General features: G+C 56.9%; 16 protein-coding genes. 11 read left to right on the forward strand and 5 right to left on the reverse strand.

Annotation, left to right across the window (positions count from 1 at the left end):
- Positions 1-10 precede the first annotated feature (10 nt).
- Positions 11-1,189, forward strand: coding sequence for an aminotransferase class V-fold PLP-dependent enzyme (locus LC093_RS10980; RefSeq protein ID WP_226664834.1), 1,179 nt, complete (start codon positions 11-13; stop codon positions 1,187-1,189).
- A 91-nt stretch (positions 1,190-1,280) separates the two neighbouring features.
- On the forward strand, positions 1,281-2,024 hold the full coding sequence (locus LC093_RS10985; protein WP_226664835.1) for an SIMPL domain-containing protein: 744 nt from the start codon (positions 1,281-1,283) through the stop codon (positions 2,022-2,024).
- A 49-nt stretch (positions 2,025-2,073) separates the two neighbouring features.
- On the opposite strand, the gene LC093_RS10990 is transcribed toward LC093_RS10985, so the two are convergent.
- The 3 genes from LC093_RS10990 to LC093_RS11000 all read right to left on the reverse strand — a co-directional run bounded on the left by LC093_RS10990 (position 2,074) and on the right by LC093_RS11000 (position 7,870).
- Entirely contained in the window at positions 2,074-3,312 is a 1,239-nt protein-coding gene (locus tag LC093_RS10990) for a metal-dependent hydrolase family protein (RefSeq protein ID WP_226664836.1), read from the reverse strand.
- A gap of 456 nt (positions 3,313-3,768) precedes the next feature.
- Complete coding sequence (locus tag LC093_RS10995) at positions 3,769-6,612, reverse strand: M16 family metallopeptidase (RefSeq protein ID WP_226664837.1); 2,844 nt, start codon at positions 6,610-6,612, stop codon at positions 3,769-3,771.
- A 181-nt stretch (positions 6,613-6,793) separates the two neighbouring features.
- Complete coding sequence (locus LC093_RS11000; RefSeq protein ID WP_226664838.1) at positions 6,794-7,870, reverse strand: Glu/Leu/Phe/Val dehydrogenase dimerization domain-containing protein; 1,077 nt, start codon at positions 7,868-7,870, stop codon at positions 6,794-6,796.
- A 340-nt stretch (positions 7,871-8,210) separates the two neighbouring features.
- Between LC093_RS11000 and LC093_RS11005 the strand changes: the two genes are divergently transcribed.
- Positions 8,211-10,184 (forward strand): VacB/RNase II family 3'-5' exoribonuclease, encoded by a 1,974-nt coding sequence (locus tag LC093_RS11005; protein ID WP_226664839.1) that lies wholly within the window; start codon positions 8,211-8,213, stop codon positions 10,182-10,184.
- A 108-nt stretch (positions 10,185-10,292) separates the two neighbouring features.
- Complete coding sequence (locus LC093_RS11010) at positions 10,293-11,765, forward strand: aminoacyl-histidine dipeptidase (RefSeq protein ID WP_226664840.1); 1,473 nt, start codon at positions 10,293-10,295, stop codon at positions 11,763-11,765.
- 83 nt (positions 11,766-11,848) lie between these two features.
- Here the strand turns inward: LC093_RS11010 and LC093_RS11015 are convergent, their stop codons facing one another.
- Positions 11,849-12,898, reverse strand: a complete 1,050-nt coding sequence (locus LC093_RS11015) for a WD40/YVTN/BNR-like repeat-containing protein (protein WP_226664841.1) — start codon at positions 12,896-12,898, stop codon at positions 11,849-11,851.
- A 308-nt stretch (positions 12,899-13,206) separates the two neighbouring features.
- Between LC093_RS11015 and ybaK the strand changes: the two genes are divergently transcribed.
- The 4 genes from ybaK (at position 13,207) to rdgC (ending at position 15,844) form a co-directional block, all read left to right on the forward strand.
- Complete coding sequence (gene ybaK, locus LC093_RS11020) at positions 13,207-13,710, forward strand: Cys-tRNA(Pro) deacylase (RefSeq protein WP_226664842.1); 504 nt, start codon at positions 13,207-13,209, stop codon at positions 13,708-13,710.
- The gene (locus tag LC093_RS11025; protein ID WP_226664843.1) at positions 13,697-14,341 is read left to right on the forward strand and encodes an HAD hydrolase-like protein; all 645 of its coding nucleotides are present in this window, start codon (positions 13,697-13,699) and stop codon (positions 14,339-14,341) included. Before ybaK ends, LC093_RS11025 begins: the two co-directional genes overlap by 14 nt.
- Before the next feature lie 70 nt (positions 14,342-14,411).
- Complete coding sequence (locus tag LC093_RS11030; RefSeq protein WP_226664844.1) at positions 14,412-14,723, forward strand: YceK/YidQ family lipoprotein; 312 nt, start codon at positions 14,412-14,414, stop codon at positions 14,721-14,723.
- 131 nt (positions 14,724-14,854) lie between these two features.
- On the forward strand, positions 14,855-15,844 hold the full coding sequence (gene rdgC, locus LC093_RS11035; RefSeq protein ID WP_226664845.1) for a recombination-associated protein RdgC: 990 nt from the start codon (positions 14,855-14,857) through the stop codon (positions 15,842-15,844).
- 182 nt (positions 15,845-16,026) lie between these two features.
- Here the strand turns inward: rdgC and gndA are convergent, their stop codons facing one another.
- Positions 16,027-17,547 (reverse strand): NADP-dependent phosphogluconate dehydrogenase, encoded by a 1,521-nt coding sequence (gndA, locus tag LC093_RS11040; RefSeq protein ID WP_226664846.1) that lies wholly within the window; start codon positions 17,545-17,547, stop codon positions 16,027-16,029.
- Between the two features lie 142 nt (positions 17,548-17,689).
- On the opposite strand from gndA, the gene LC093_RS11045 reads away from it, so the two are divergent.
- The 3 genes from LC093_RS11045 to LC093_RS11055 all read left to right on the forward strand — a co-directional run bounded on the left by LC093_RS11045 (position 17,690) and on the right by LC093_RS11055 (position 20,301).
- Positions 17,690-18,811 carry a PaaI family thioesterase gene (locus LC093_RS11045; protein WP_226664847.1) on the forward strand — a complete coding sequence of 374 codons (1,122 nt, stop codon included), beginning with the start codon at positions 17,690-17,692 and terminating at the stop codon, positions 18,809-18,811.
- Positions 18,812-18,916: 105 nt separating this feature from the next.
- Positions 18,917-19,405, forward strand: coding sequence for a PH domain-containing protein (locus LC093_RS11050; RefSeq protein WP_226664848.1), 489 nt, complete (start codon positions 18,917-18,919; stop codon positions 19,403-19,405).
- 17 nt (positions 19,406-19,422) lie between these two features.
- On the forward strand, positions 19,423-20,301 hold the full coding sequence (locus tag LC093_RS11055; RefSeq protein ID WP_226664849.1) for an esterase/lipase family protein: 879 nt from the start codon (positions 19,423-19,425) through the stop codon (positions 20,299-20,301).
- Positions 20,302-20,339: the final 38 nt, after the last annotated feature.

The following is a 20,339-nucleotide window of genomic DNA, read 5'->3' on the forward strand; positions in this document are numbered from 1 at the left end:
CCAGAGCGAAATGTACCAAAAATACTATCGTCAGTTTTTACAGGCCGCACAAAATGCAGCCACCCCCGAATGCCCGGAAGCCATGCTGCACATGGCGTGCCACTCCCACCACTACTGGCCGGACGTAACCCTGGATGCCGTTCAGCAATACTGGCAGGACGCCGCGAACCTCGCCGATGCAAAGTGGGAACTTATCTTTGGTGAAAAAATCCCCGCGTTCCAGCGCGCGATCGCAGACACGCTGAATTTGCCGGCTCCGGAGCAGATCGCCCTGGCCCCCAATACTCACGAGCTTGTGGCCCGCCTTTTAAGCGCGTTCGATCCAGTGAAGCCGTTACGTATCCTGACGACCGACGGCGAGTTTTACAGCTTCGCCCGCCAGCTGCTGCGACTGGAAGAAATGCCCAACGTCGAGGTGGTACGCATACCGACAGAACCCTTCGCCACCCTGCCCCAGCGTTTTGAGCAAGAACTGTGCAGTGGCAACTACCAGCTCGCTTACGCCAGCCAGGTGTTCTTCGATTCCGGTGTAGCCTTTCCGCAACTACTGGAAATCGCCGCGCGCAAGCCCGACGCAACCCAAATGGTAATCGACGGATATCACGCGTTCTTCGCTCGTCCCACGGATCTCAGCGCGATTGCCGACAAAGTGTTCTACACAGCAGGCTCCTACAAATACCTGGGTGCCGGCGAAGGCATGTGCTTTATGTCCATTCCCCGCGGCTGCCAGTTGCGTCCGCTCAATACCGGCTGGTTTGCAGAAATGGCCGAACTGGAGAATCGCGCTGAAGGTGTGGGCTATGGCGATAACTGGTTGCGTTTTGCCGGCGCCACCATGGATTACTCCGCTTTATACAAAGCACTGTCGGTGCTGGAATTGTTCAAGCACGACGGAGTCTCCGTTGAAACCATCCACCGCTATGTACAGGAAAACCAGCAGCGCTTTCTGGCTGCGATGGATGCAGCAACACACCCCCTGCTAAACCGCAACAACCTGATTCACCACGACCTGGAAAATGGCCACGGACACTTTTTCACCTTCCGCTGCGGTTCCGCGGAGAATGCGGAGGAGCTGCAGGCTGAACTGCGAAAAAAAAATGTGCTCTGCGATCGTCGCCAGCAGTTGCTGAGACTGGGCTTTGCCATTTACCACCCGCAAGACGAGACGTTCGCGCGCCTGTTCACCTGAGATTCATGTTTTTCAGTGAACAATAGGCACTATTACGCGCCGGGTATAAACCCCGTAATAAGTAGTACCACTGGCAATACAAGGATTCGCCATGCAAAACACGATAAAACTGTTTACCGCCGGCCTGCTCGCAGGCCTTGTGGCATTCACAGCCGGCTGCGGCAACAGTACCGAAAGCAAGCCTACGGGCACACTGATTTCCATATCCTCACAAGGCGAAGCGAGCCGTGCGCCAGATACGGCCAGCCTCTCCGCAGGCGTGGTCACCGAGGCAGCAGAAAGTAGTGCGGCGATGAAAGACAACGCCGAGCAGATGGAAGCACTGATGAAGGCGATCAAAAAGGCCGGCATCGAAGACAAGGATGTGCAGACCAGCGGTATCAGCCTGTCACCCCGCTACAGCTACCCGGAGAACTCGGCAGGTAGTCCGAATCGCCCTGACCGCCAGATCACCAGTTATATAGCCCGCAACACGGTGAACATCACTGTGCGCAAACTGGACGACCTGAGCAAAGTCATCGATGCACTGGCCACTGCCGGCGCCAACCAGATCTATGGCCCCAGCTTCACGATCGGCGAGCCGGAACCACTGCTGGCAGAGGCTCGCGAAAAAGCCCTGGCGCAGGCGCGCGCCCGCGCGGAGTCTTACGCAAAAGCGCTCGACGCCAAGGTAGTGAGAATTGTCAGTATTTCCGAGGGCAGCCACGGCGGCATGCCGCGCCCGATGATGCGTGCAGAAATGGGGATGGCAAAAGATGCAGCCAGCACCCCGATCGCACCGGGTGAAACCAGCGTTTCCGTCAACATGGAGCTGGTTTTCGAACTCGCGAAGTAACGCATTTTCCAACTCTCCCGGCCACTGCCGGGGGAGCTGGTGAACGTTCTTATTCAGGCTGCTTGTAAACCTTACCGCCTTTCATTACGAAGCGAACACGTTGCAACGTAGTGATATCTTCCAGCGGATTTCCCACCACCGCAACCATGTCAGCCCACTTGCCCGGACTGATGCTTCCCAATTCGTCCTCCGCATTCAACAGCTGTGCGGCATTCCAGGTAGCGGAGCGAATCGCGTCCCCGGGGGACATACCACTCTGAACCATCAGGGCAAATTCCTGTGCATTGTCACCGTGACGGCTAACGCCGGAGTCCGTGCCAAAGGCGATATTCAATCCCTTGCGGTAGGCGCGACCAAACGTATCCTGGATCAATGGCCCGATTGTGGCCGCTTTAACCCGAACCATTTCAGGGAAGAAACCTTCCACGTGAGATTTTCGGGTCACCCACTCCCCCGCCATCAGTGTCGGCACATACCAGGTATCATGCTCTTTCATCAGCGCCATGGTGCGATCATCCATAAAGGTACCATGTTCGATAGAATCCACTCCGGCCGTGATCGCCCGCTCCATCCCTTCCTTACCATGAGCATGCACCGCCACGGTAAAACCGTAATCTTTGGCAGTAGCGACAATAGCTTCCAGCTCATCATCCATAAACTGGGGATTCTGACCACTCTTGGCCACACTCAACACACCACCAGTCGCCGTGATCTTGATCAGGTCGGCGCCATCCTTGTAGCGCTGGCGAACCGCCTGGCGCGCACTGGCGGCACCGTTCACAACGCCGTCCGCAGGACCAGGGCTGCCCATCAGGCTCGATTTGTACCCATTTGTGGGATCGGCGTGTCCGCCAGTGGTGGCAATTGATTTACCGGCGGTAAACACCCTCGGCCCGACGATATCACCGCGATTGATGGCATTGCGCAGGCTAACCGTGACATTCCCGCTATCCCCCAGATCCCGTACGGTGGTGAAACCAGCCATCAGGGTACGTTCAGCGGTGTTGACCGCACGCAGGGTGTAATCCGCCGGGTTCCAGGTAAACGTTTCGGTATAGGTGCGCGGGCCATACTCGTAGGCGAGATGGGTATGCATATCCATCAGGCCGGGCAGCAGAGAGTAACCGCGCAGATCAATCACCCGCTCCCCTTCCCGCTGCCGAAAGCCGCGCTCAACAGACTCAACCTTACCGTCGACCACGTGCACAGTGCGCTTCTCCAGCAGCCGCCCGCTCTCGCTGTCGAACATCCAGCCCGCCTGCACGGCGAGATTTTCCGCCGCAGCCATTGCAGAACCGCCGAGCAACAGCATCAAGCCGAGCAGGTGCCGCGCATGTCTTTGAAGTTTTGACCAACGCGCTGAAGTTACTCGGAGAGAGTAAAAAGTAGGAATTGCGGTCATTGTCGCCCCATGAAATGGCCGGAAGCTACCGGGATTGTTACCGGTTCGCGTTTCCTGCCAGATTTATTGTTATCAAGGAAGGCGACAATTTACCGCAATTGAGGTGGCGCGCAACAGCCCGACACACTCCATAGCACAATGATATTAAACAAACCAAACGACGGGCGAAGGTGACGATGCCGGGTGGGGCCTTGCGGGACCTCCTACGACATGGATGTCGCGAAAGAGCCCCCAGGGATAGGTTTACTACGTGTCTCGCAAGGTCCCACCCGGCAGCGTTACTGCCACCAGGCGATTTAAGTGGGCACAATTAATTAACTACCAGCTTCAACGGCTCGGCAATCACTGCTTACCAGGCAACACCTCCACCGGCCCAATATCCAGCGCTTCGATTTCTTTCTGAATCTTGCTGAGGTCGCCGACCACCATCCAGGTAAACTGATCCGGAGCGAGGTATTGCTTGGCTGCGGCCTCCACTTGCTCCTTGTCCAGAACACTTACCCGCTGCGGGTATTCGGCAATATATTCCGGCGGCAACCCCTTCTCCACTTGCCATGCGATACTCGACAACAATTGCCCTTTCGTCTGGAAGCGCGCGCTCTGCTTCAACACTTCATCGTCTTTATAATCGGACAGCTCCTTATCCTTCACTGGCTTACTGGATAGAAAATCGCGGTATTCTTTCAGCAGCTCGCGCATGGCCGGAGCAGTTTTGTCGGTTTGCACCGGCGCAAATACGATATATGGGCGCTGCGCTTCGGTATCGAGCGAAACCGCGCGGGCGCCATAGGACCAGTGCTTGTCTTCACGCAGATTCATATTGATACGGGAAGTGAACTTGCCGGCAATGACCGACGCCATGGCATCAAACGCTTCCGCCCCCTCCGGCTTCCACGGTGGCATCACCAGGCCCGCCATGATGTAACTCTGCTGGGCGCCCGGCCGATCAAGCAGGTATATACGCGCCTTCTCGGGCCGCGCCACCTCCGCCAGCTCCAGTGCCGGCAGCTCACCCCGCGGCGCCTCCCACTTGCCAAGCGTCTGGTTCAGCAAGCGGTAAATCTCGTCCTTGCTGACATCGCCCACGACCGTGAGCTGCGCGTTGTCCGGGCGCAGCCAGGTTTTGTGGAAGCCAACCAGGTCATCGCGGGTTATGGATTTGATGGCTTCCACCGTACCGGACCCGGTCAATGGTGCACCGTAAGGATGGTCTTTTCCAAATAACAGCGGGGGCAACTTCCGCAGTGCCAGGCTCTGGGGTTGCGCTTCTTCCTGGGCAATAGAATCAAGCCAGTTGGATTTGACCCGCGCCAGGTCCTCTTCCGGAAACAGAGGACTGGAAATAACGTCGCGGAACAGCTCCAGCGATGGCTTCAACTGGGTTTTCAGGGCACTGAAACTCAGGGTGTTGTAATCCAGCCCGCTGCTGGCACCAATACTTGCACCCAGCTCCTCTTGCCGCGCGCTGAATTCCAGACTGTCATAACTACCAGCACCTTCGCTCAACATTCGCGCCACCACCGACGCCAGCCCGGGTTGATCGCCATCGGCCGACGCGCCGCTGCGATACTGCAAACTCATGAACACCACCGGGGTATCGTGCCGCTCCGCAAGAACCACTTTGAGGCCATTGTCCAGCGTAAACGCCTGCTGCTCCGGCAGCTCCAGCTCGACCATTTTATTCACTACCGGTAACTTGCTGCGGTCCACATCCGCACCGGTAACGGAATATTTGTCTTTCGGCTCAATAATGAGTGTGTAGTGCTCCGGCGTCAGCCATTTTTGCGCTATGTCCTGAACCTCTTCCGCTGTCACCGCGGCGTAGTCTTTCAGGCTATCCAGCAAGGCTCCCGGGTCACCATAATAAAATTCCGACTGGGCCAGAATATCGGTTTTGCCACCAAAACCACCGATTTTCTCCAGACCCTTGACCAAACTGGCAAACTCGCTCTGCTTGATACGCTTGAGCTCCTCCCCACTGACCCCGGTACTCGCGAATTCGGCCAGCTCATCATTGAGCAGTTTTTCCACCTTCTCTACCGGCTGCCCGGGCTTTACATCCACCATAATAAACAACTGGCCCGCCAGCTGACGGCCGTAGTAAAACGCGCTAACACTGGTAGCCACTTTTTCATCCCTGACCAGGCGGCGATACAACAGCGAGTTCTTGCGGTTGGCCAGGAGAGACGTCAGCAAATCCAGCGCATTTTCTTCCTGGCTGCCAACGGCGGGTACATTCCAGATTTTATAGATACGCGTTTGGGGAACCTGATCCGTCATCACTTCCCGTTTTTGCACTTGGGTGGGCAGCTCCCAGCTCTTCAGCTGCGCGGGCACCGAGGTACTGGGAATATCCCCAAAGTATTCCCGGGCCTTCGCCATGGCATCTTTAACGGTAATGTCACCGGCAATGACCAGTACCGCGTTGGCCGGCTGGTAGTAATCGGTGAACCACTGCTTAACATCTTCGAGGCTGGCGTTATCCAGGTCCTCCATCGAACCGATGGTGGTCCACGAGTAAGGATGATCGGAGGGAAAGGTGCTCTTGGCGATGACTTCAAACGCCCGCCCATACGGGGCATTTTCACCCTGGCGTTTTTCGTTTTTGACCACGCCTCGCTGCTCGTCGAGCTTTTCCTGACTGATGGCGCCCTTGAAGTGCCCCATCCGGTCAGACTCCATCCACAGCGCCATATCCAGCGCGCCTACTGGCACCGTTTCGAAGTAGTTGGTTCGATCATTGTTGGTCGTGCCATTCATGTCCGTGGCACCCGAACGCTGGAAAGGTTCGAAGTACTCCCCAGGTGCGTTTTCTGAACCGTTGAACATCAGGTGTTCGAACAGGTGTGCGAAGCCAGTCTTTCCCGGAACCTCATCCTTGGATCCCACCTTGTACCAGATGTTGATTGCCACCACCGGCGCCTTGTGATCCTCATGGACGATTACTGTCAGCCCGTTTTTCAGCACTTCCTTGTGAAAAGGAATTTCGATTTTCGGGACTTCGACTCCTGACTCCCTGCCGCGGGCCGCTGCCTTACTACTGGCGGCAGCTTCTTTATCTACCGTCAATGCACGATGGGTATCGGGCTCTTCCTGCGCCGACTCTTCCCGCTGGCACCCGGCAAGTGCAACGGAAATAAAAATGGCCATTGCTGCCAGCCAACGGAAAGCACTGCACATCTGCATGGTTCGTTATCCCGGTTTTTGTCGTGAAAGGCGATGTCAACGAAGTTGCGCGGGATACAACTGGAAAAACAGCTGCACCCGTTGCGAGCGCATTTAGTTTAGGCAAAAAAAACGGGCGCCGTAGCGCCCGAAAAATACCTCACAGAGAGACGATAACGTCGTCGCGGGGATTTGAAATAATTTACGCCGCTGCAGAATCAGCGTCGTTGAGTGTGTCCTGATGCCCGAAGCGCTCTTCCGCGATGCGGTCTGCCACATGCGCAGTAGTTTCGCCGGTTTCATCCGCACGCTGGAAAATTTCCTGCATGGTAGTGCCAATGTTTTCGATGTGCGCCTTTACCTGCTCCGGGTTGTATTCACCCAGCTGCTGGTAATAAACGTCGATAATACCGCCGGCATTAATCACGTAGTCCGGTGCGTAAAGGATGCCTTTCTCACGCAGAACCGCCGCGTGGCGCTCTTCCGCCAACTGATTGTTTGCGGCGCCGGCAATGGCACCTACTTTCAGGCGTTCAATGGTGTTGTCGTTGAGGATTGCGCCAAGGGCACAGGGAGCGAACAGATCAACGTCCAGGTCGAAAATTTCATCGGCAGTCACCGCGGTCGCACCCAGCTCATTCACTGCGCGATCGACGTTGTCCTGGAAGATATCAGTAACAAACAGCTCGGCGCCGGCTTCTTTCAGCAGCTTTGCCAGACGGAAGCCCACATTGCCAACACCCTGGATCGAGACTTTGAGACCATTCAGATCGGTGCGCCCCCAACGGTGCGCCACCGCAGCCTTGAGGCCGACAAACACGCCATAAGCGGTTGACGGGGATGGGTCGCCGCCATGCTCCTGGCCTGCTGTCATACCGGATACGAATTCAGTGCGCTCACCGATAATTTTCATATCCGCCACACTGGTACCGGAGTCCTCGGCGGTGATATAGCGGCCACCAAGCGTGTTCAGGAAGTCACCCATGGCGCGCAGCAGCTCAGGTGTCTTTTCCTTGCGCGGATCACCAATAATCACCGACTTGCCGCCACCCAGCTTCAGGCCGGCCATGGCCGACTTGTAAGTCATGCCGCGGGAAAGCCGCAGCACATCGTTCAGGGCTTCGTTGTCATCGGCGTAGGGCCACATGCGGCAACCACCCAGCGAGGGGCCAAGGTTGGTGTTGTGTACGGCGATAATCGCTTTCAGACCGCTTTTGGCGTCGTGATAGAAAGCGACTTCTTCATGATTATCGTAAGCGGGATGGGAAAAAACACTCATAAACGTTCCTCTTCGGAGGCCGGTTTTGCGGCTGCGCCAGCCTCTGCCGATTTTGTCGGCTTTGCCCGCGGCCGCGATTTATTCTAGGGCCCTAAGAATATATCCACTGCCCCAATAAAGACATTGCGATCTTTGCGCAAACTGACCACGCATACCCGTATGCATCCCAATTTTTACGGATTTTTAGGATGGAATATCATATTTGAACCATATCGCCCAAATAGTCACCTAAAGGAAGGCATTGCCTGCCGCGCGCCATCAGACTCCCCCCAGCTATCTCTGGTCTGTTAACCCCGGTCTGGTAGAATCCGCGCCCAAACAGACCCATAGAGATTTATTCATGCTCAATGCCGACGCCCTCAAGCAGCTCAATCAGCTGAAATCCGACATCCGCTCCACCAAGGAATTCGCCGAAGGGCGAGTACGCGGCAGCAATGGCAAATTCGGATTTGTGGTATTGGACGATGGTCGCGAAGCCTTTTTGGCGCCGGCGGAAATGGACCGGGTATTTCCGGGTGACCGCGTGCGAGTCAGCCTGACGGAAGAGGACCAGGGCAAGCTCTCCGCAGAACTGGACTCACTACTCGAATCCGACCTTAAATACCTCGTGGGCGAGTACGTACAGCGCGGTCAGGGCCATTTCATCCAGCCCCGTGAACACGGCCTCTCACGCTGGATTTTCCTGCCCCCCAAAGCCCGGGGTAAAGCGCAGCCCGGCGAGTTTATTGCCTGCAGCATCGCTCGCCACCCGTTCAAGGACGGCAAAGCCCAGGCCAAGGTCGAAAGTGTGGTCGGCAAGCCGAATATGGCCGGCATCGAACATGCCTTCACCGTAGCCCAATACCGCCTGCCCGCCCAGTTCAGCCAGGCTGCTTCCGCACAGGCCGACGCCCTCCCCGCTCAACTGGAAAACCTCTGCGCAGAGCGTAAAGATCTCTCGGATCTGGGCTTCGTAACCATTGATGCCGAAACAACCAGGGATATGGACGATGCTCTGGCGGTAACCAAAGCCACTGCCGGATGGACGCTGCACATTGCCGTTGCCGACCCCTCCAGCGTAATCGAGCCTGGCAGTGCGCTGGATAAGGACGCTCGCGCTCGCGCGAACAGTGTTTATCTCACCGGCGAAACCCTTCCCATGCTGCCCAACAACCTGTGTGAAAGCGGCTTCTCCCTTCTGGAAGGTGAATTGCGACCGGCACTGGTAATGCACATCGAGGTTGGACAAGACGGCGCCCTGAATGGGTTCGAATACGAATTTGCCGCCATCCGCTCCCAGCACAAACTCAGCTACCAACAGGTTGCGCGCTTCATCGAAGGCGACGACGCTGCCGTACCAGAAGGCCAGCACATCAGCCTGCGCCTGCTGGATGACCTGAGTAAAGCACGGGCGAGCTACCGTGCCGGCCACTCGCTGGTTATGGAAGACCGTCCCGACTACGAGCTGATTCTGAATGAACAGCGCAAGGTCGAACGCATCGAAAAGGTAGAGCGGAATGCCGCCCAGCGCATGGTTGAAGAAGCCATGCTGGCAACCAATATCTGCGCCGGCAACAAGCTCGCCGAGCTGGGCGCAGGGTGTTTCTCCGTTCACCTTGGCTTCCGCGACGAACGCATGGCTGAGATCCGCTCCCTGCTGCAGGAAACCATGCCGGAGTACGCCGAGCAGGACCTGCACCAGCTGGACAACTACCTTAATCTGGTAAAAACACTGGAATCCCACAGTGAGCCGGAAATGCACAACGTGCTTTCCGTACTGAAACGCATGTTGCGCCCCGGTGAACTCAGTCATAGCGCGGCGCCGCACCTGGGACTCGGCCTCGCTCATTACGCGACCGTCACCTCGCCGATCCGTAAGTTCAACGACCTGCACAACCACCGTGTGCTGCGCGCTGCGCTTCAGGGCGAAACCCTGCCAACGCTGGAAGATGCCGACACCCTGCAACAAAGCGTCGCCAACGGCCGCAAAGCGGATCGCGCCCTGCAACAGTGGCTCTGCTGCCAGTACCTGGAAGGCCTGGTCGGACAGACATTTGCCGGCACCATCACCCTGGTCAACGGCGCGGGTATCGGTGTGCGCATGGAAGACACTGGTATCAACGGTTTCGTGCGCTTCAATGGTAAAAAGAACCCATTCGAGTTCGATGGCAAGCGCCTGACCATTACCCGTGGCGAAGAGCGTTTCCAGCTCGATCAATCTGTTGAGGTCAAGCTGGCTGCGGTAGATACCGAGAAACGACGCATCGCTCTGGAGCTGGTACAGGCCGACCAGCCTGAGGCTACTGTAGAGGCGTCCGAGGAAGCCGGGAAATAACACACCCGAGCAAGTACTTTTTAAAACTAAACTTGCCAGCCCCGGGGCCAAAAGCCCCGGCGGCCATCACCGGCCGGGAAACCCGCGGCCCACTTTCAAGGAAATCCCATGTCGAATATTGCTGAACTGAACCCCGTTCCGCTCTGGAAACATTTTTCCAAGTTGTGCGAGATTCCCCGCCCCTCCAAGCACGAAGACAAGGTCGTGGCGTACATCGTCGACTTCGCCAAAAATCGCGGTCTGGACGTGCAGCTGGACGAGATCGGCAACATCATCATCAAGAAACCGGCCACCCCGGGCATGGAAAACCGGAAAATACTCGCCATGCAAAGCCACGTGGATATGGTTCCGCAGAAAAATGCCGACACCGACCACGATTTCCTGACCGACTCCATCAAGCCCTACATCGACGGTGAGTGGGTAACCGCGGAAGGCACCACACTGGGCGCGGACAACGGTATCGGTGTTGCGGCAATCCTGGCCCTGATGGAATCCACCGATATTCCGCATCCGGCACTGGAAGCCCTACTGACCATCGACGAAGAGGCGGGCATGACCGGTGCCAAAAACCTGCAACCGGGCTACTTTGAAGCCGACCTGCTACTAAACCTGGACACCGAAGACGAAGGTGAACTGTACGTTGGCTGCGCCGGTGGCGTGGACGTTAATGCGTCCCTGCCCTACTCCGCTGAGGCAGTTCCCGCGGGTCACCAGGCCTTCAAACTCAGTGTGCGCGGCCTGCGTGGCGGCCACTCCGGCCTCGATATCGACAAGGGACGCGGTAACGCCAACAAAATCGCCAACCGCATTATCGACATCGCGCAAAGCGAGCTGGATAGTGTGCGTATCGCCAGCCTCGATGGCGGTAGCCTGCGCAACGCGATTCCGCGAGAATCATTCAGCGTAATCACTGTTGCTGCAGACCAGAGTGTGCGCTTAGCCGAAATCGTGGTGCAGGCTTCTGCCGCCATCAAGGCAGAACTGAATAACGAAGAAAAGCTGGAGATTGCCCTGGATGCCACCGATCTTCCCGCCAGTGTCATGGATAGTGCGAGCCAGCAAAAGCTGATTCAGCTGATCCGCTGTTGCCCCAACGGCGTTGAGCGCATGAGCACAGCGCTGGAAGGTATTGCCGATACTTCCAACAACCTGGCCCGCGTGGTGACCGAAACCGTAGATAGCCAGAGCCGTGTGCGCTTCCAGTGCCTGGTGCGCAGCCTTTCCGACAGCGCACGTGACCAACACGGCCTCAATGTCGCCGCCGCATTTAAGCTCGCCGGTGCCGAAGCGTCACTGGACAATGCCTACCCGGGCTGGACGCCGAACATGCAGTCTCCCCTGCTGGCGTTGATGAAGGACGTGTACAAGGAAATGGAAGGCAAAGAGCCGGAAGTCAAAGTAATCCACGCCGGTCTCGAGTGCGGCCTGCTGGCCAAGCCCTACCCCAACTGGGACATGGTCTCTTTCGGCCCCACCATTCGCCGCGCGCACTCTCCGGAAGAGCGTGTGCATATCGAGAGCGTGGGCAACTTCTGGGAATACTTCCTGAAAGTGGTGGCCGCGATTCCTGCGGCCAACTGATGGAATAAGAACTAGCCGAAAAACGGCCGTTTAGTTCCAAGCCATACTGCAATAAGCCCTGCCAATCGGCAGGGCTTATTGCTTTATTCGGTTGATCTCTTCACGGACAGCGTTGCTACCCGGCCATCGTGCCCGGCGGCGAGTATGATTTCCTTGCCCACCGCTACGCTGCCAACCGACAGGGTGTAATAACCCTCTCCTGACATCGGTTGCCAGGTAACTCCGTGATCGAAGGAGACATCACTTCCAGTCTTTCCGGAAATCACACACAGACGCTCGGCACAGGCCATCGCCGTGCGCAATCCCCGCTGGCCGGCGTTGACACTTCCCCAGCCCTGATCCCCAGAGGCTGCCAGATTGGGATACTTACCCGGACGATTCTGGAAATCGCCTCCCATCACAAAAACCTGCCCCTGCCGATTTTGGCCAAGCGCATAACCACCTGCAGTGGCGGTATCTGTGTGAAGCGGCACGGGTAAGCGCACCCAGCTCTGCCCGAAATCGGTCGTTGCATATACGGAAGCGGCCAACCCACCGGTAGTAAACCAGGCCTCGCCGGCTTTTCCGGCAATCAGTGTATTGCCACTGGCAGCAAACGCGGCCTCATTTTCTGCTAATGGCGGCAGGCGATTTCGCTCCACTCGGGTCCAGCTACGGCCGCCGTCGCGGGTCACCATCACCACGTAATAGCCGTCGACGGGATCTCCTAACAGCATTCCTTCATTGCGATTCCAGAATGCAATAGAGTCAAAAAATCCGGTGGGATCAGGGTTGTCGTACAGAAGCTGCCAGTGAGTTCCGCCGTCCTCGGTGAGGTAAAGCCGCGATTCGGAGCCGGTTCCCACCCCCATTACGATTGCGGTTTGATCATCAAAGACTTCGATATCGCGGAAATCGGTGGCAGGTTGCCCGGTTACGGACACGTCCTGCCAGGAGTTGCCGCCATCAAGGCTTTTGTATACGGCACTTTCCGTCCCCGTCACCCAAAGCGAGGCTTCGCCGACGGCACTGCCGCGAAGCGATACCTCGCGCTCCAGCTGAGAGCCCTGCCAATGCGGCGCCGGATGAGCGGCCGAAACACAGGCGCTTGCCAAAGACAATGAGAACACGACGGCTAAAAGGGGTATTCGCATAGTGTATTCCTGAGGTGATGCCTTGTTATTGTTGTGCAGGCTTAGTTGTGCCGGTTTGGTGGCGCAGGTTGACCGACTGCATAGCAGATCAATATAGGTGTTTTATCCACGTAAATACAATGTGCGGAGCCAGTCAAAAAACGAACAGCGCAGACGCCCGGGAGTTGTGAGCACCGGGATTTTTTGGGACCATCTTCGGGAAATGGTGCCACCGACGCCTGCTGATACTGGGCATAACACAGGCTCGGCAACCTTCACGACGAGCGCTCGAGTTAATTTCCGAGCCTCAAACGCCGCAAGGAATGCTCATGACCCCCGCAATCAACAGCGCCGCAAAAGCAAAAATCACCTATCACATTCACGAGTACACCCACGATACCGCGGCAGAATCCTATGGCCTGGAGGCGGCGGAAAAACTGGGTCTGGAACCGCACAGGGTGTTCAAGACACTGGTGGTCGCACTCGATGGAAAAGCCCTCGCTGTGGCGGTAATACCGGTAGAGCTTCAGCTCAATATGAAACTCATCGCCAAAGCTGCCGGTGCAAAGAAGGCGGCGATGGCAGATAAAGACGATGTTATGCGTTCGTCCGGCTACGTCCTCGGCGGCGTGAGCCCACTGGGCCAGAAAAAGCGCCTGCCTACGTTTCTCCATAATTCTGCAAAAACACTGGAAACCATCTTTGTCAGCGCCGGGCGCCGGGGACTCGAAATTGAGCTGGCGCCTGGCGACCTGATTTCCCTGACCAGAGGACAGTTTGCAGAGCTTTGCCTGACAACTTCTGACACGGAGCGCACCGATGCCCAACTATGACTGGCTGCTTTTTGACCTCGACGGCACCCTCAGCGACCCCGCCGAAGGGTTTGTCAATTCCATGAACTATGCATTGGTTGCCCATGATTTCGCACCACTCGATGCCAATACCCTGACCCCTTATATCGGTCCCCCGCTGGAAACCACCATCGCCAGCCTCGCAGACAGTGACGACCAGGGTCTGGTTCGCTCTATGGTGGACAAGTACCGGGAACGCTACGCAGATATCGGTTATGCGGAAAACCGGTTATATCCCGGCATTTCGGAAACCTTGGCGAAACTGGGGCAGCGGGACAACATCCGGCTCGGCGTGTGCACGTCGAAGCGCGCTGATTTTGCCAAGCGCATCCTCGAACAATTTAACCTCAAGCACCATTTTGAGTTTGTCAGCGGCGGCGATGTTGGTATCGCCAAGTGGCAACAGCTTGAGGGGTTGCTTGCCGACAACGCAATCTCTACCCGTTCACTGATGATTGGCGATCGCCATTTTGATCTCTCCGCCGCGGCTAAAAACCAGTTGCCCAGTGCCGGTGTTCTGTGGGGCTACGGCTCACGTGCGGAACTCAACGAGTACAATCCTGTCCATCTGTTTGCACGTCCAGTGGAAATCCTGGATATTCTGGCAACCTGATATACCCCACATTAATAAAGATGGTCCGGTATCAGTGGCCAGAAAAGGGAAACATCAAAAAGGAACCCCAATGAAGTGTCTTATTGTTCTAATCGCTGTGTCTCTGCTGTCCGGGTGCGGCACATTTACCACGCTGACCCATTCCGATAGAGAGATTGCTTCTAACCTCAACCGGCAAAATTCCGCCTGTGTGAGTGTGCCACGGGTATACAGCGGTGTTGCCTACAATATGTGCAAACTGAACTCCAATGGTAACTCCGTTTATTTTTTGCCCATGCTGGGAGTCTATCTGTTCGACAGTGTGTTCTCGGCAGCAACAGACACCGTTGCCCTGCCCTACACCGTTTACGCGCAAAGCCAGAAAGGCAGCGTGGACTTGTAGAAAGACCGTTCAATTTCTACACAACTGAAGAGACTGACCGGGCATGATCCGTCCCTACTTAGGCTGGTTCCAGCCGGGTATAAATCGCATAATGCCCGCCCTAATTTCCAAATCGACGATTGGCCTGCTGTATGTGGTTTAAGAACCTGCGCGTATACCGCCTCACCCGCGAATTCCATCTCTCCGCTGAACAGCTGAACGAACTGCTGGAACCAGCCTTGTTTACCCCCTGCGGCAGCCAGGATATGAGCCGTTACGGGTGGGTACCCCCGCTTGGCCGCCACGGCAGTGAGCTGGTACACGCAGCCAATGGCTACCTGATGGTATGTGCCAAGAAGCAGGAAAAAGTCATTCCTGCTGCGGTCATCAACGAAAGGGTTGAAGAGATGGCCCAGGCCATCGCCGATAAAGAGGCCCGCAGTGTGGGTCGCAAGGAACGGCAGAACCTGAAAGATGAAGTGCTGCTGGAAATGCGCCCCAAGGCATTCGCCCGCTCGCGCCTGCAGTTTGCCTACATTGACCCGAAAGATGGCTGGATTGTAGTCAACGCGTCGTCCGCCAAGGGTGCGGAAGAGCTGCTGGAAAACCTGCGCGAAGCTATCAGCAGCCTGTCAGTGATACCGCTCACCGCCAAGAACATCCCGCAGCAATCCATGACCCACTGGCTCACCGCGCCGGAAGCCCCGACCAATTTTGAGTTCGGACACGAATGTGAACTGCGTGATCCGCAGGAATCCGGCAGCGTGATCCGCTGTAAGAACCAGGACCTGTGCGCTGAAGAGATTCACAATCACCTGGTTGCCGGCATGCAAGTGTATAAACTGGGACTCATCTGGCGCGACGGTGTGGAACTGATGGTCGACGACCAGCTGGCAATCAAGCGCCTCAAGTTCAGCGATGCTGTCACCGAGAAAGCGGACAACGTCGATGCCGACAACGCGGCGCAGCGTTTCGATATCGAGTTTTCCGTGATGACCCTGGAAATTTCCGCGTTGCTGAAAGATCTGCTCGCGGCGTTTGGTGGCCTCAATACGGACACCGCCAGCGTCGATGAAATCGTCGCCCGCGCCTCCCGCGCTGATGCCGACCAACTGGCGGCTGAAGTCGAAGAAGTGTTTTGATCACCAGTTGGCGGGGCAAAATCTCCAACGACTGACCCGCGGGTCCCACGCTGCTTTGAAGGCCGTGCCCGGCGCCGTAAGCGATACGTTCGGGCGCTAACCGCTCTTCAAATTCTCACCCATAAAAAAACGGCCTCGTAAAAGCGGCCGTTTTTTATGCGAGGGCAGAATGTCTGCCCACATCAGATTTTTGTAACCGGGCGACCAGGTTCGCTCCAGCGCACATGATATTTCTGCTGCTCCGGGCGATCGACGCGCGAGAAGGTATGCGCACCAAAGAAATCCCGCTGCGCCTGCAACAGGTTTGCCGGCAGTGACTCGCGGCGGAACGCATCGTAATAGCTCAACGCCGACGAGAGCGCCGGCACCGGGATACCACCCAGGGTAGCATCGGCCACCGCGCGGCGCCAGTTGCCCTGGTGGCTGGCGATCTGCTCGATAAAGAAATCGTCCAGCAACAGGTTGGAAAGTTTGGTATCGCGCTCATACGCATCGCTAATGGACTGCAGGAAGACCGCGCGAATAATGCACCCTGCACGCCAGATACGTGCTATTTCGGCAAAGTTCAGTTCCCAGCCCTGCTCCCGTGCGGCGAGCTTCATCAGGTCAAAGCCCTGCGCGTAAACACAGATCTTGGCGCAATAGAGTGCGTCGTGCAGCTGCGCGATTACCGCTTCACGTTCCTCGGCCGGTACCGGCTGCACCGCAGGCCCTTCCAGCTTTTTCGCCGCACGGGTACGCAGTACCTTGCGGGTGGACAATGAACGGGCGAATACCGCTTCGGCGATACTCGGCGCCGGGCAACCTACTTCGAGGCTGCTCACCGCGGTCCACAGGCCGGTGCCCTTCTGCCCTGCGCGGTCCAGAATCACATCCACCAGCGGCTGTCCGGTCTCGGAGTCATCGGTAGACAGCACTTCAGCGCTGATATCAATCAGGTAGCTGTTCAGTACGCCCTTGTTCCACTCGCGAAATACATCCGCGATTTCCTTGGGCGTCATTTCCAGGGCGCTGCGCATCACATCATAGGCTTCACAGATCATCTGCATGTCTGCGTATTCGATGCCGTTGTGCACCATTTTCACGAAATGGCCGGAACCAATTGGACCAATATAAGCGGCGCAGGGTTCACCCTCTTTCACCGGGTTACCCGGCTCAAAACGCTCGATAGGCTGGCCGGTCGCCGAGTCCACCTTGGCGGCAATGGCATGCCAGACCGGTTCGATACGTGCCCAGGCGTAACGGTCACCACTCGGCATAAGCGAAGGTCCAAACCGCGCACCAACTTCACCACCGGAAACCGCGGTAGTGAAGAAAATCAATTTGCCCTCATACCGCTTGCAGCGCTCGACCGAGTCAGTCCAGAGGCTATTACCGGTATCAATCACGATGTCGTCAGCCTGCATGCCCGCATCCAGCAATTTGTTGCAAACATCGTCAACCGGAGCGCCGGCAGGAACGGAGAGAATTACCAGGTGTGGCGCCTTAACGCGGGAAAGCAGTTCTGTATAAGAGTTGCACACTTCCACACGCGGGGGCTGATTGCCACGCTCCTGCGCATCTTGTTCAAGCAGGGCTTCGAGACGACTGTGGTCAAGGTCGAAGGCGCAAACGCGGTAACCGTTGTCCGCCAGGTTGAGAATGAGGTTTTTCCCCATGACTCCCGCGCCAATAAAACCAATATCGCACAGTGAATCTGACATGAACTTCTCCAATTTCGTGGTACAGCTTGAGGCGCGCGGAGTATACCAATCTGCAGCCGCGCCCGGGAGCCAAAATCAAGGGTAATCTGCCAGTCGCCGGTCACCGACACTAGTATCCGGGCAGGCGTGGAGGTATCACGATATGGGCGAGTTTCCCGACATTACCGATGAGCCTCATCGCGGCGCGATAGGCGATCTGCGGGCACTGCAAACGCCCGGTCTGGAAACCTTCAGACGGTTCACTTATGGACAGTTGCCGGGCCCGCCAATCTGGCGTCTTACCGGTATGCAACCGACGGAAACCGGCCTTGGACGGGCAACTTTTGCCATGCCGGTTACCCCCTGGCTGGAAGACGCAACCGGCGTTTACTGGGGAGGGCTCTACGCGCTGTTTGCCGACTCCCCCCTGGCAGCCGCAATCTGGACTACCCTGCCCGCCGGCAAGTTCCTGTCCACTTCAGAGCTCAACCTGTACTACGTGCGCCCGATGAGCCAGGAGACGCAGAATATGGTTGGCCGCGCAAAAATCGTCCACTCGGGTAATCAGGTGGGACTGTCCTCGGTTGACATCACAGACCAGCACGGCCGGACACTGGCATTTGGCAGCTCTCGCTGCATCATCACTGATTTCCCCGTCGATCCGGGTCAGTCGTTCGAGCCGCCGGACCTGGGCCCGGAAACACCGCCGGACCCATTTCTGAGAGAGCCACCGGAGTTAAACTTTGCGGAACTGAAACAGTTCGGAAACCAGATTCCTATTGAGTGCCAGCGCGCCACTATCGCGGAAAGCAAGACACACCCCGTGTGGCATTTTACCGGCTATCGGCCGCGGGAAATCGACGACGGGTTTTGCCGTGCAACCATCCCCTCATCCCCCTGGTTTTCCAACGGAAATGTCGCCATTTACGGTGGCCTGCTGGCCTGGGCGGCCGACTTCACCATGGGGGCATCGGTATATTCCACCCTGCCAGCCGGTGACATTTTCGCCACCATGGACATCCATATCCGCTATATCAGGCCAGCCGCGTTAAACGACGGTGACATTTCCCTGACCGGCCGCGTGCAACACCGTGGCCGTCGCCTGAAAGTGGCCTCTTGCGATATCACCAATGCCGCCGGTAAGCGCCTGGCGATGGCAACGGCGTCAGCGCTCGTCATTCCTGATGGCGCCAGGCAGATCAGCCAGGGTATCCCTCCGGAAGATATCATCGCGCATGCGGCGAAGAATGTTTCGCAAGAGTTACAGTCCCGCCGGCGACGCTAGCGGCATGCAGATGTGGTTTGCGGTAACGGGGGAATTTCGCAATACTCGGGCGCAAGCCATTATATGGCTGACCATCTTCGCCAATATTATTGAACGGATCATTTCATGCCGCTTGTGTTCACTGCCCCCTGGAGCCGCCAATTGAAATGGCTGACCAGTATCACCTGCTTTTTTCTGGTCGGCGTTTCGATTGCCATGCAACTGAACGCACAGGAAAACCCACCACTGATGTACCGCATCGGCATTGTGTTACCCCTGATTGTTTTGTTCACCGCAGCTCTGTTTGCGATCCGGGGCTACCGCGTCGAACACGATCAACTACTGATTTTGCGCCCGGGCTGGCGGAGCCGTATTCCGCTCTCCGATTTTCAGTCTGCTGAATTTACGCCGAATGCGATGGCCGGCTCTATCCGACTCTTTGGCAATGGCGGCCTGTTCGGGTTTATCGGGCTATTCCGCAACAATGAGCTTGGCCGCTACCGCGCGTTCGTCACGGATACCTCCCGCACAGTAGTGATCCGCCACGGGGCCTCCACGGTAGTTATTTCACCTGATGACCCCGAGAGACTGGTTCGATCGCTGAATTCAAAATAAGAACAGGAATTTCACCAATGATCACACTACTTCGCCGGTCTATCTGGCTATTGATGGCAATCGGCTTTGCACTCCCGGCGACAGCCTCGGAGTGCGTGATCCTGTTGCACGGGCTGGCGAAATCCGATGCGTCCATGAAGAAACTCGAGTCGTCCATCGCAGACGCCGGTTTCAGCACGGTTAACGTCAACTATCCTTCCACTGCATTTTCCATCGAGCAACTCGCCGGCCCCGCCATCGCGCCTGCCCTCGATACCTGTCAAGCCCAGGCAAAGGCCCGCAGCGAAGACCTGTCACGGGTGCATTTTGTCACCCACTCCATGGGGGGGATTCTCGTTCGCCAGTACCTGAGCCGGGTAGCGATCGAAAACCTTGGCCATGTGGTTATGCTAGGACCGCCCAACCACGGCAGCGAGGTGGTCGATAAACTGGGTAGCTTCCCCGGGTTCCAGTTTATGTTCGGCGATGCAGGGCTACAGCTGGGTACCGGCAACCTCAGTGTGCCCAATCAGCTGGGGCCTGCAAATTTCGATCTGGGCATCATTGCCGGAACCCGCAGTATCAATCTGTTCCTGTCACAGATGCTGCCACACTCAGACGATGGCAAGGTGACCGTAGACAGCACCCGGCTTGAGGGTATGAATGACCATATTGAAATGCCGGTAACCCATGTGTTCATGATGAAAAACCGCAAGGTAATCCGGCAGGTCATTCACTACCTGAAGCATGGCCGTTTCCTGCGCGAAGACGCAACTCCCGCTGAATCCGCTGCGGCCGCCACTTTCATCAACACACCCACCACCGCTCCCTCCACAACAACCTCGCAAATGTCGTTGCCGCCACTGGCGTGGAAAACGTCTACACTGAAATCAGAGTATTTTCTCGTGCTCGTATAGGGCCTGCCGCGAGCGCGCCTGATATGACACATTTCAGG

This window comes from Microbulbifer aggregans, from assembly GCF_020524005.1.
In the GTDB taxonomy this organism is placed as follows: domain Bacteria; phylum Pseudomonadota; class Gammaproteobacteria; order Pseudomonadales; family Cellvibrionaceae; genus Microbulbifer; species Microbulbifer aggregans_A.

What these genes read in the sequence shown, in the direction of transcription:
- LC093_RS10980 (WP_226664834.1), top strand. Translation starts at nt 11, where the DNA reads ATGTACCAAAAATACTATCGTCAGTTTTTACAGGCCGCACAAAATGCA.
- LC093_RS10985 (WP_226664835.1), top strand. Translation starts at nt 1,281, where the DNA reads ATGCAAAACACGATAAAACTGTTTACCGCCGGCCTGCTCGCAGGCCTT.
- LC093_RS10990 (WP_226664836.1), bottom strand. Translation starts at nt 3,312, where the DNA reads ATGGCTGCGGCGGAAAATCTCGCCGTGCAGGCGGGCTGGATGTTCGAC.
- LC093_RS10995 (WP_226664837.1), bottom strand. Translation starts at nt 6,612, where the DNA reads ATGCAGATGTGCAGTGCTTTCCGTTGGCTGGCAGCAATGGCCATTTTT.
- LC093_RS11000 (WP_226664838.1), bottom strand. Translation starts at nt 7,870, where the DNA reads ATGAGTGTTTTTTCCCATCCCGCTTACGATAATCATGAAGAAGTCGCT.
- LC093_RS11005 (WP_226664839.1), top strand. Translation starts at nt 8,211, where the DNA reads ATGCTCAATGCCGACGCCCTCAAGCAGCTCAATCAGCTGAAATCCGAC.
- LC093_RS11010 (WP_226664840.1), top strand. Translation starts at nt 10,293, where the DNA reads ATGTCGAATATTGCTGAACTGAACCCCGTTCCGCTCTGGAAACATTTT.
- LC093_RS11015 (WP_226664841.1), bottom strand. Translation starts at nt 12,898, where the DNA reads ATGCGAATACCCCTTTTAGCCGTCGTGTTCTCATTGTCTTTGGCAAGC.
- ybaK (WP_226664842.1), top strand. Translation starts at nt 13,207, where the DNA reads ATGACCCCCGCAATCAACAGCGCCGCAAAAGCAAAAATCACCTATCAC.
- LC093_RS11025 (WP_226664843.1), top strand. Translation starts at nt 13,697, where the DNA reads ATGCCCAACTATGACTGGCTGCTTTTTGACCTCGACGGCACCCTCAGC.
- LC093_RS11030 (WP_226664844.1), top strand. Translation starts at nt 14,412, where the DNA reads ATGAAGTGTCTTATTGTTCTAATCGCTGTGTCTCTGCTGTCCGGGTGC.
- rdgC (WP_226664845.1), top strand. Translation starts at nt 14,855, where the DNA reads ATGTGGTTTAAGAACCTGCGCGTATACCGCCTCACCCGCGAATTCCAT.
- gndA (WP_226664846.1), bottom strand. Translation starts at nt 17,547, where the DNA reads ATGTCAGATTCACTGTGCGATATTGGTTTTATTGGCGCGGGAGTCATG.
- LC093_RS11045 (WP_226664847.1), top strand. Translation starts at nt 17,690, where the DNA reads ATGGGCGAGTTTCCCGACATTACCGATGAGCCTCATCGCGGCGCGATA.
- LC093_RS11050 (WP_226664848.1), top strand. Translation starts at nt 18,917, where the DNA reads ATGCCGCTTGTGTTCACTGCCCCCTGGAGCCGCCAATTGAAATGGCTG.
- LC093_RS11055 (WP_226664849.1), top strand. Translation starts at nt 19,423, where the DNA reads ATGATCACACTACTTCGCCGGTCTATCTGGCTATTGATGGCAATCGGC.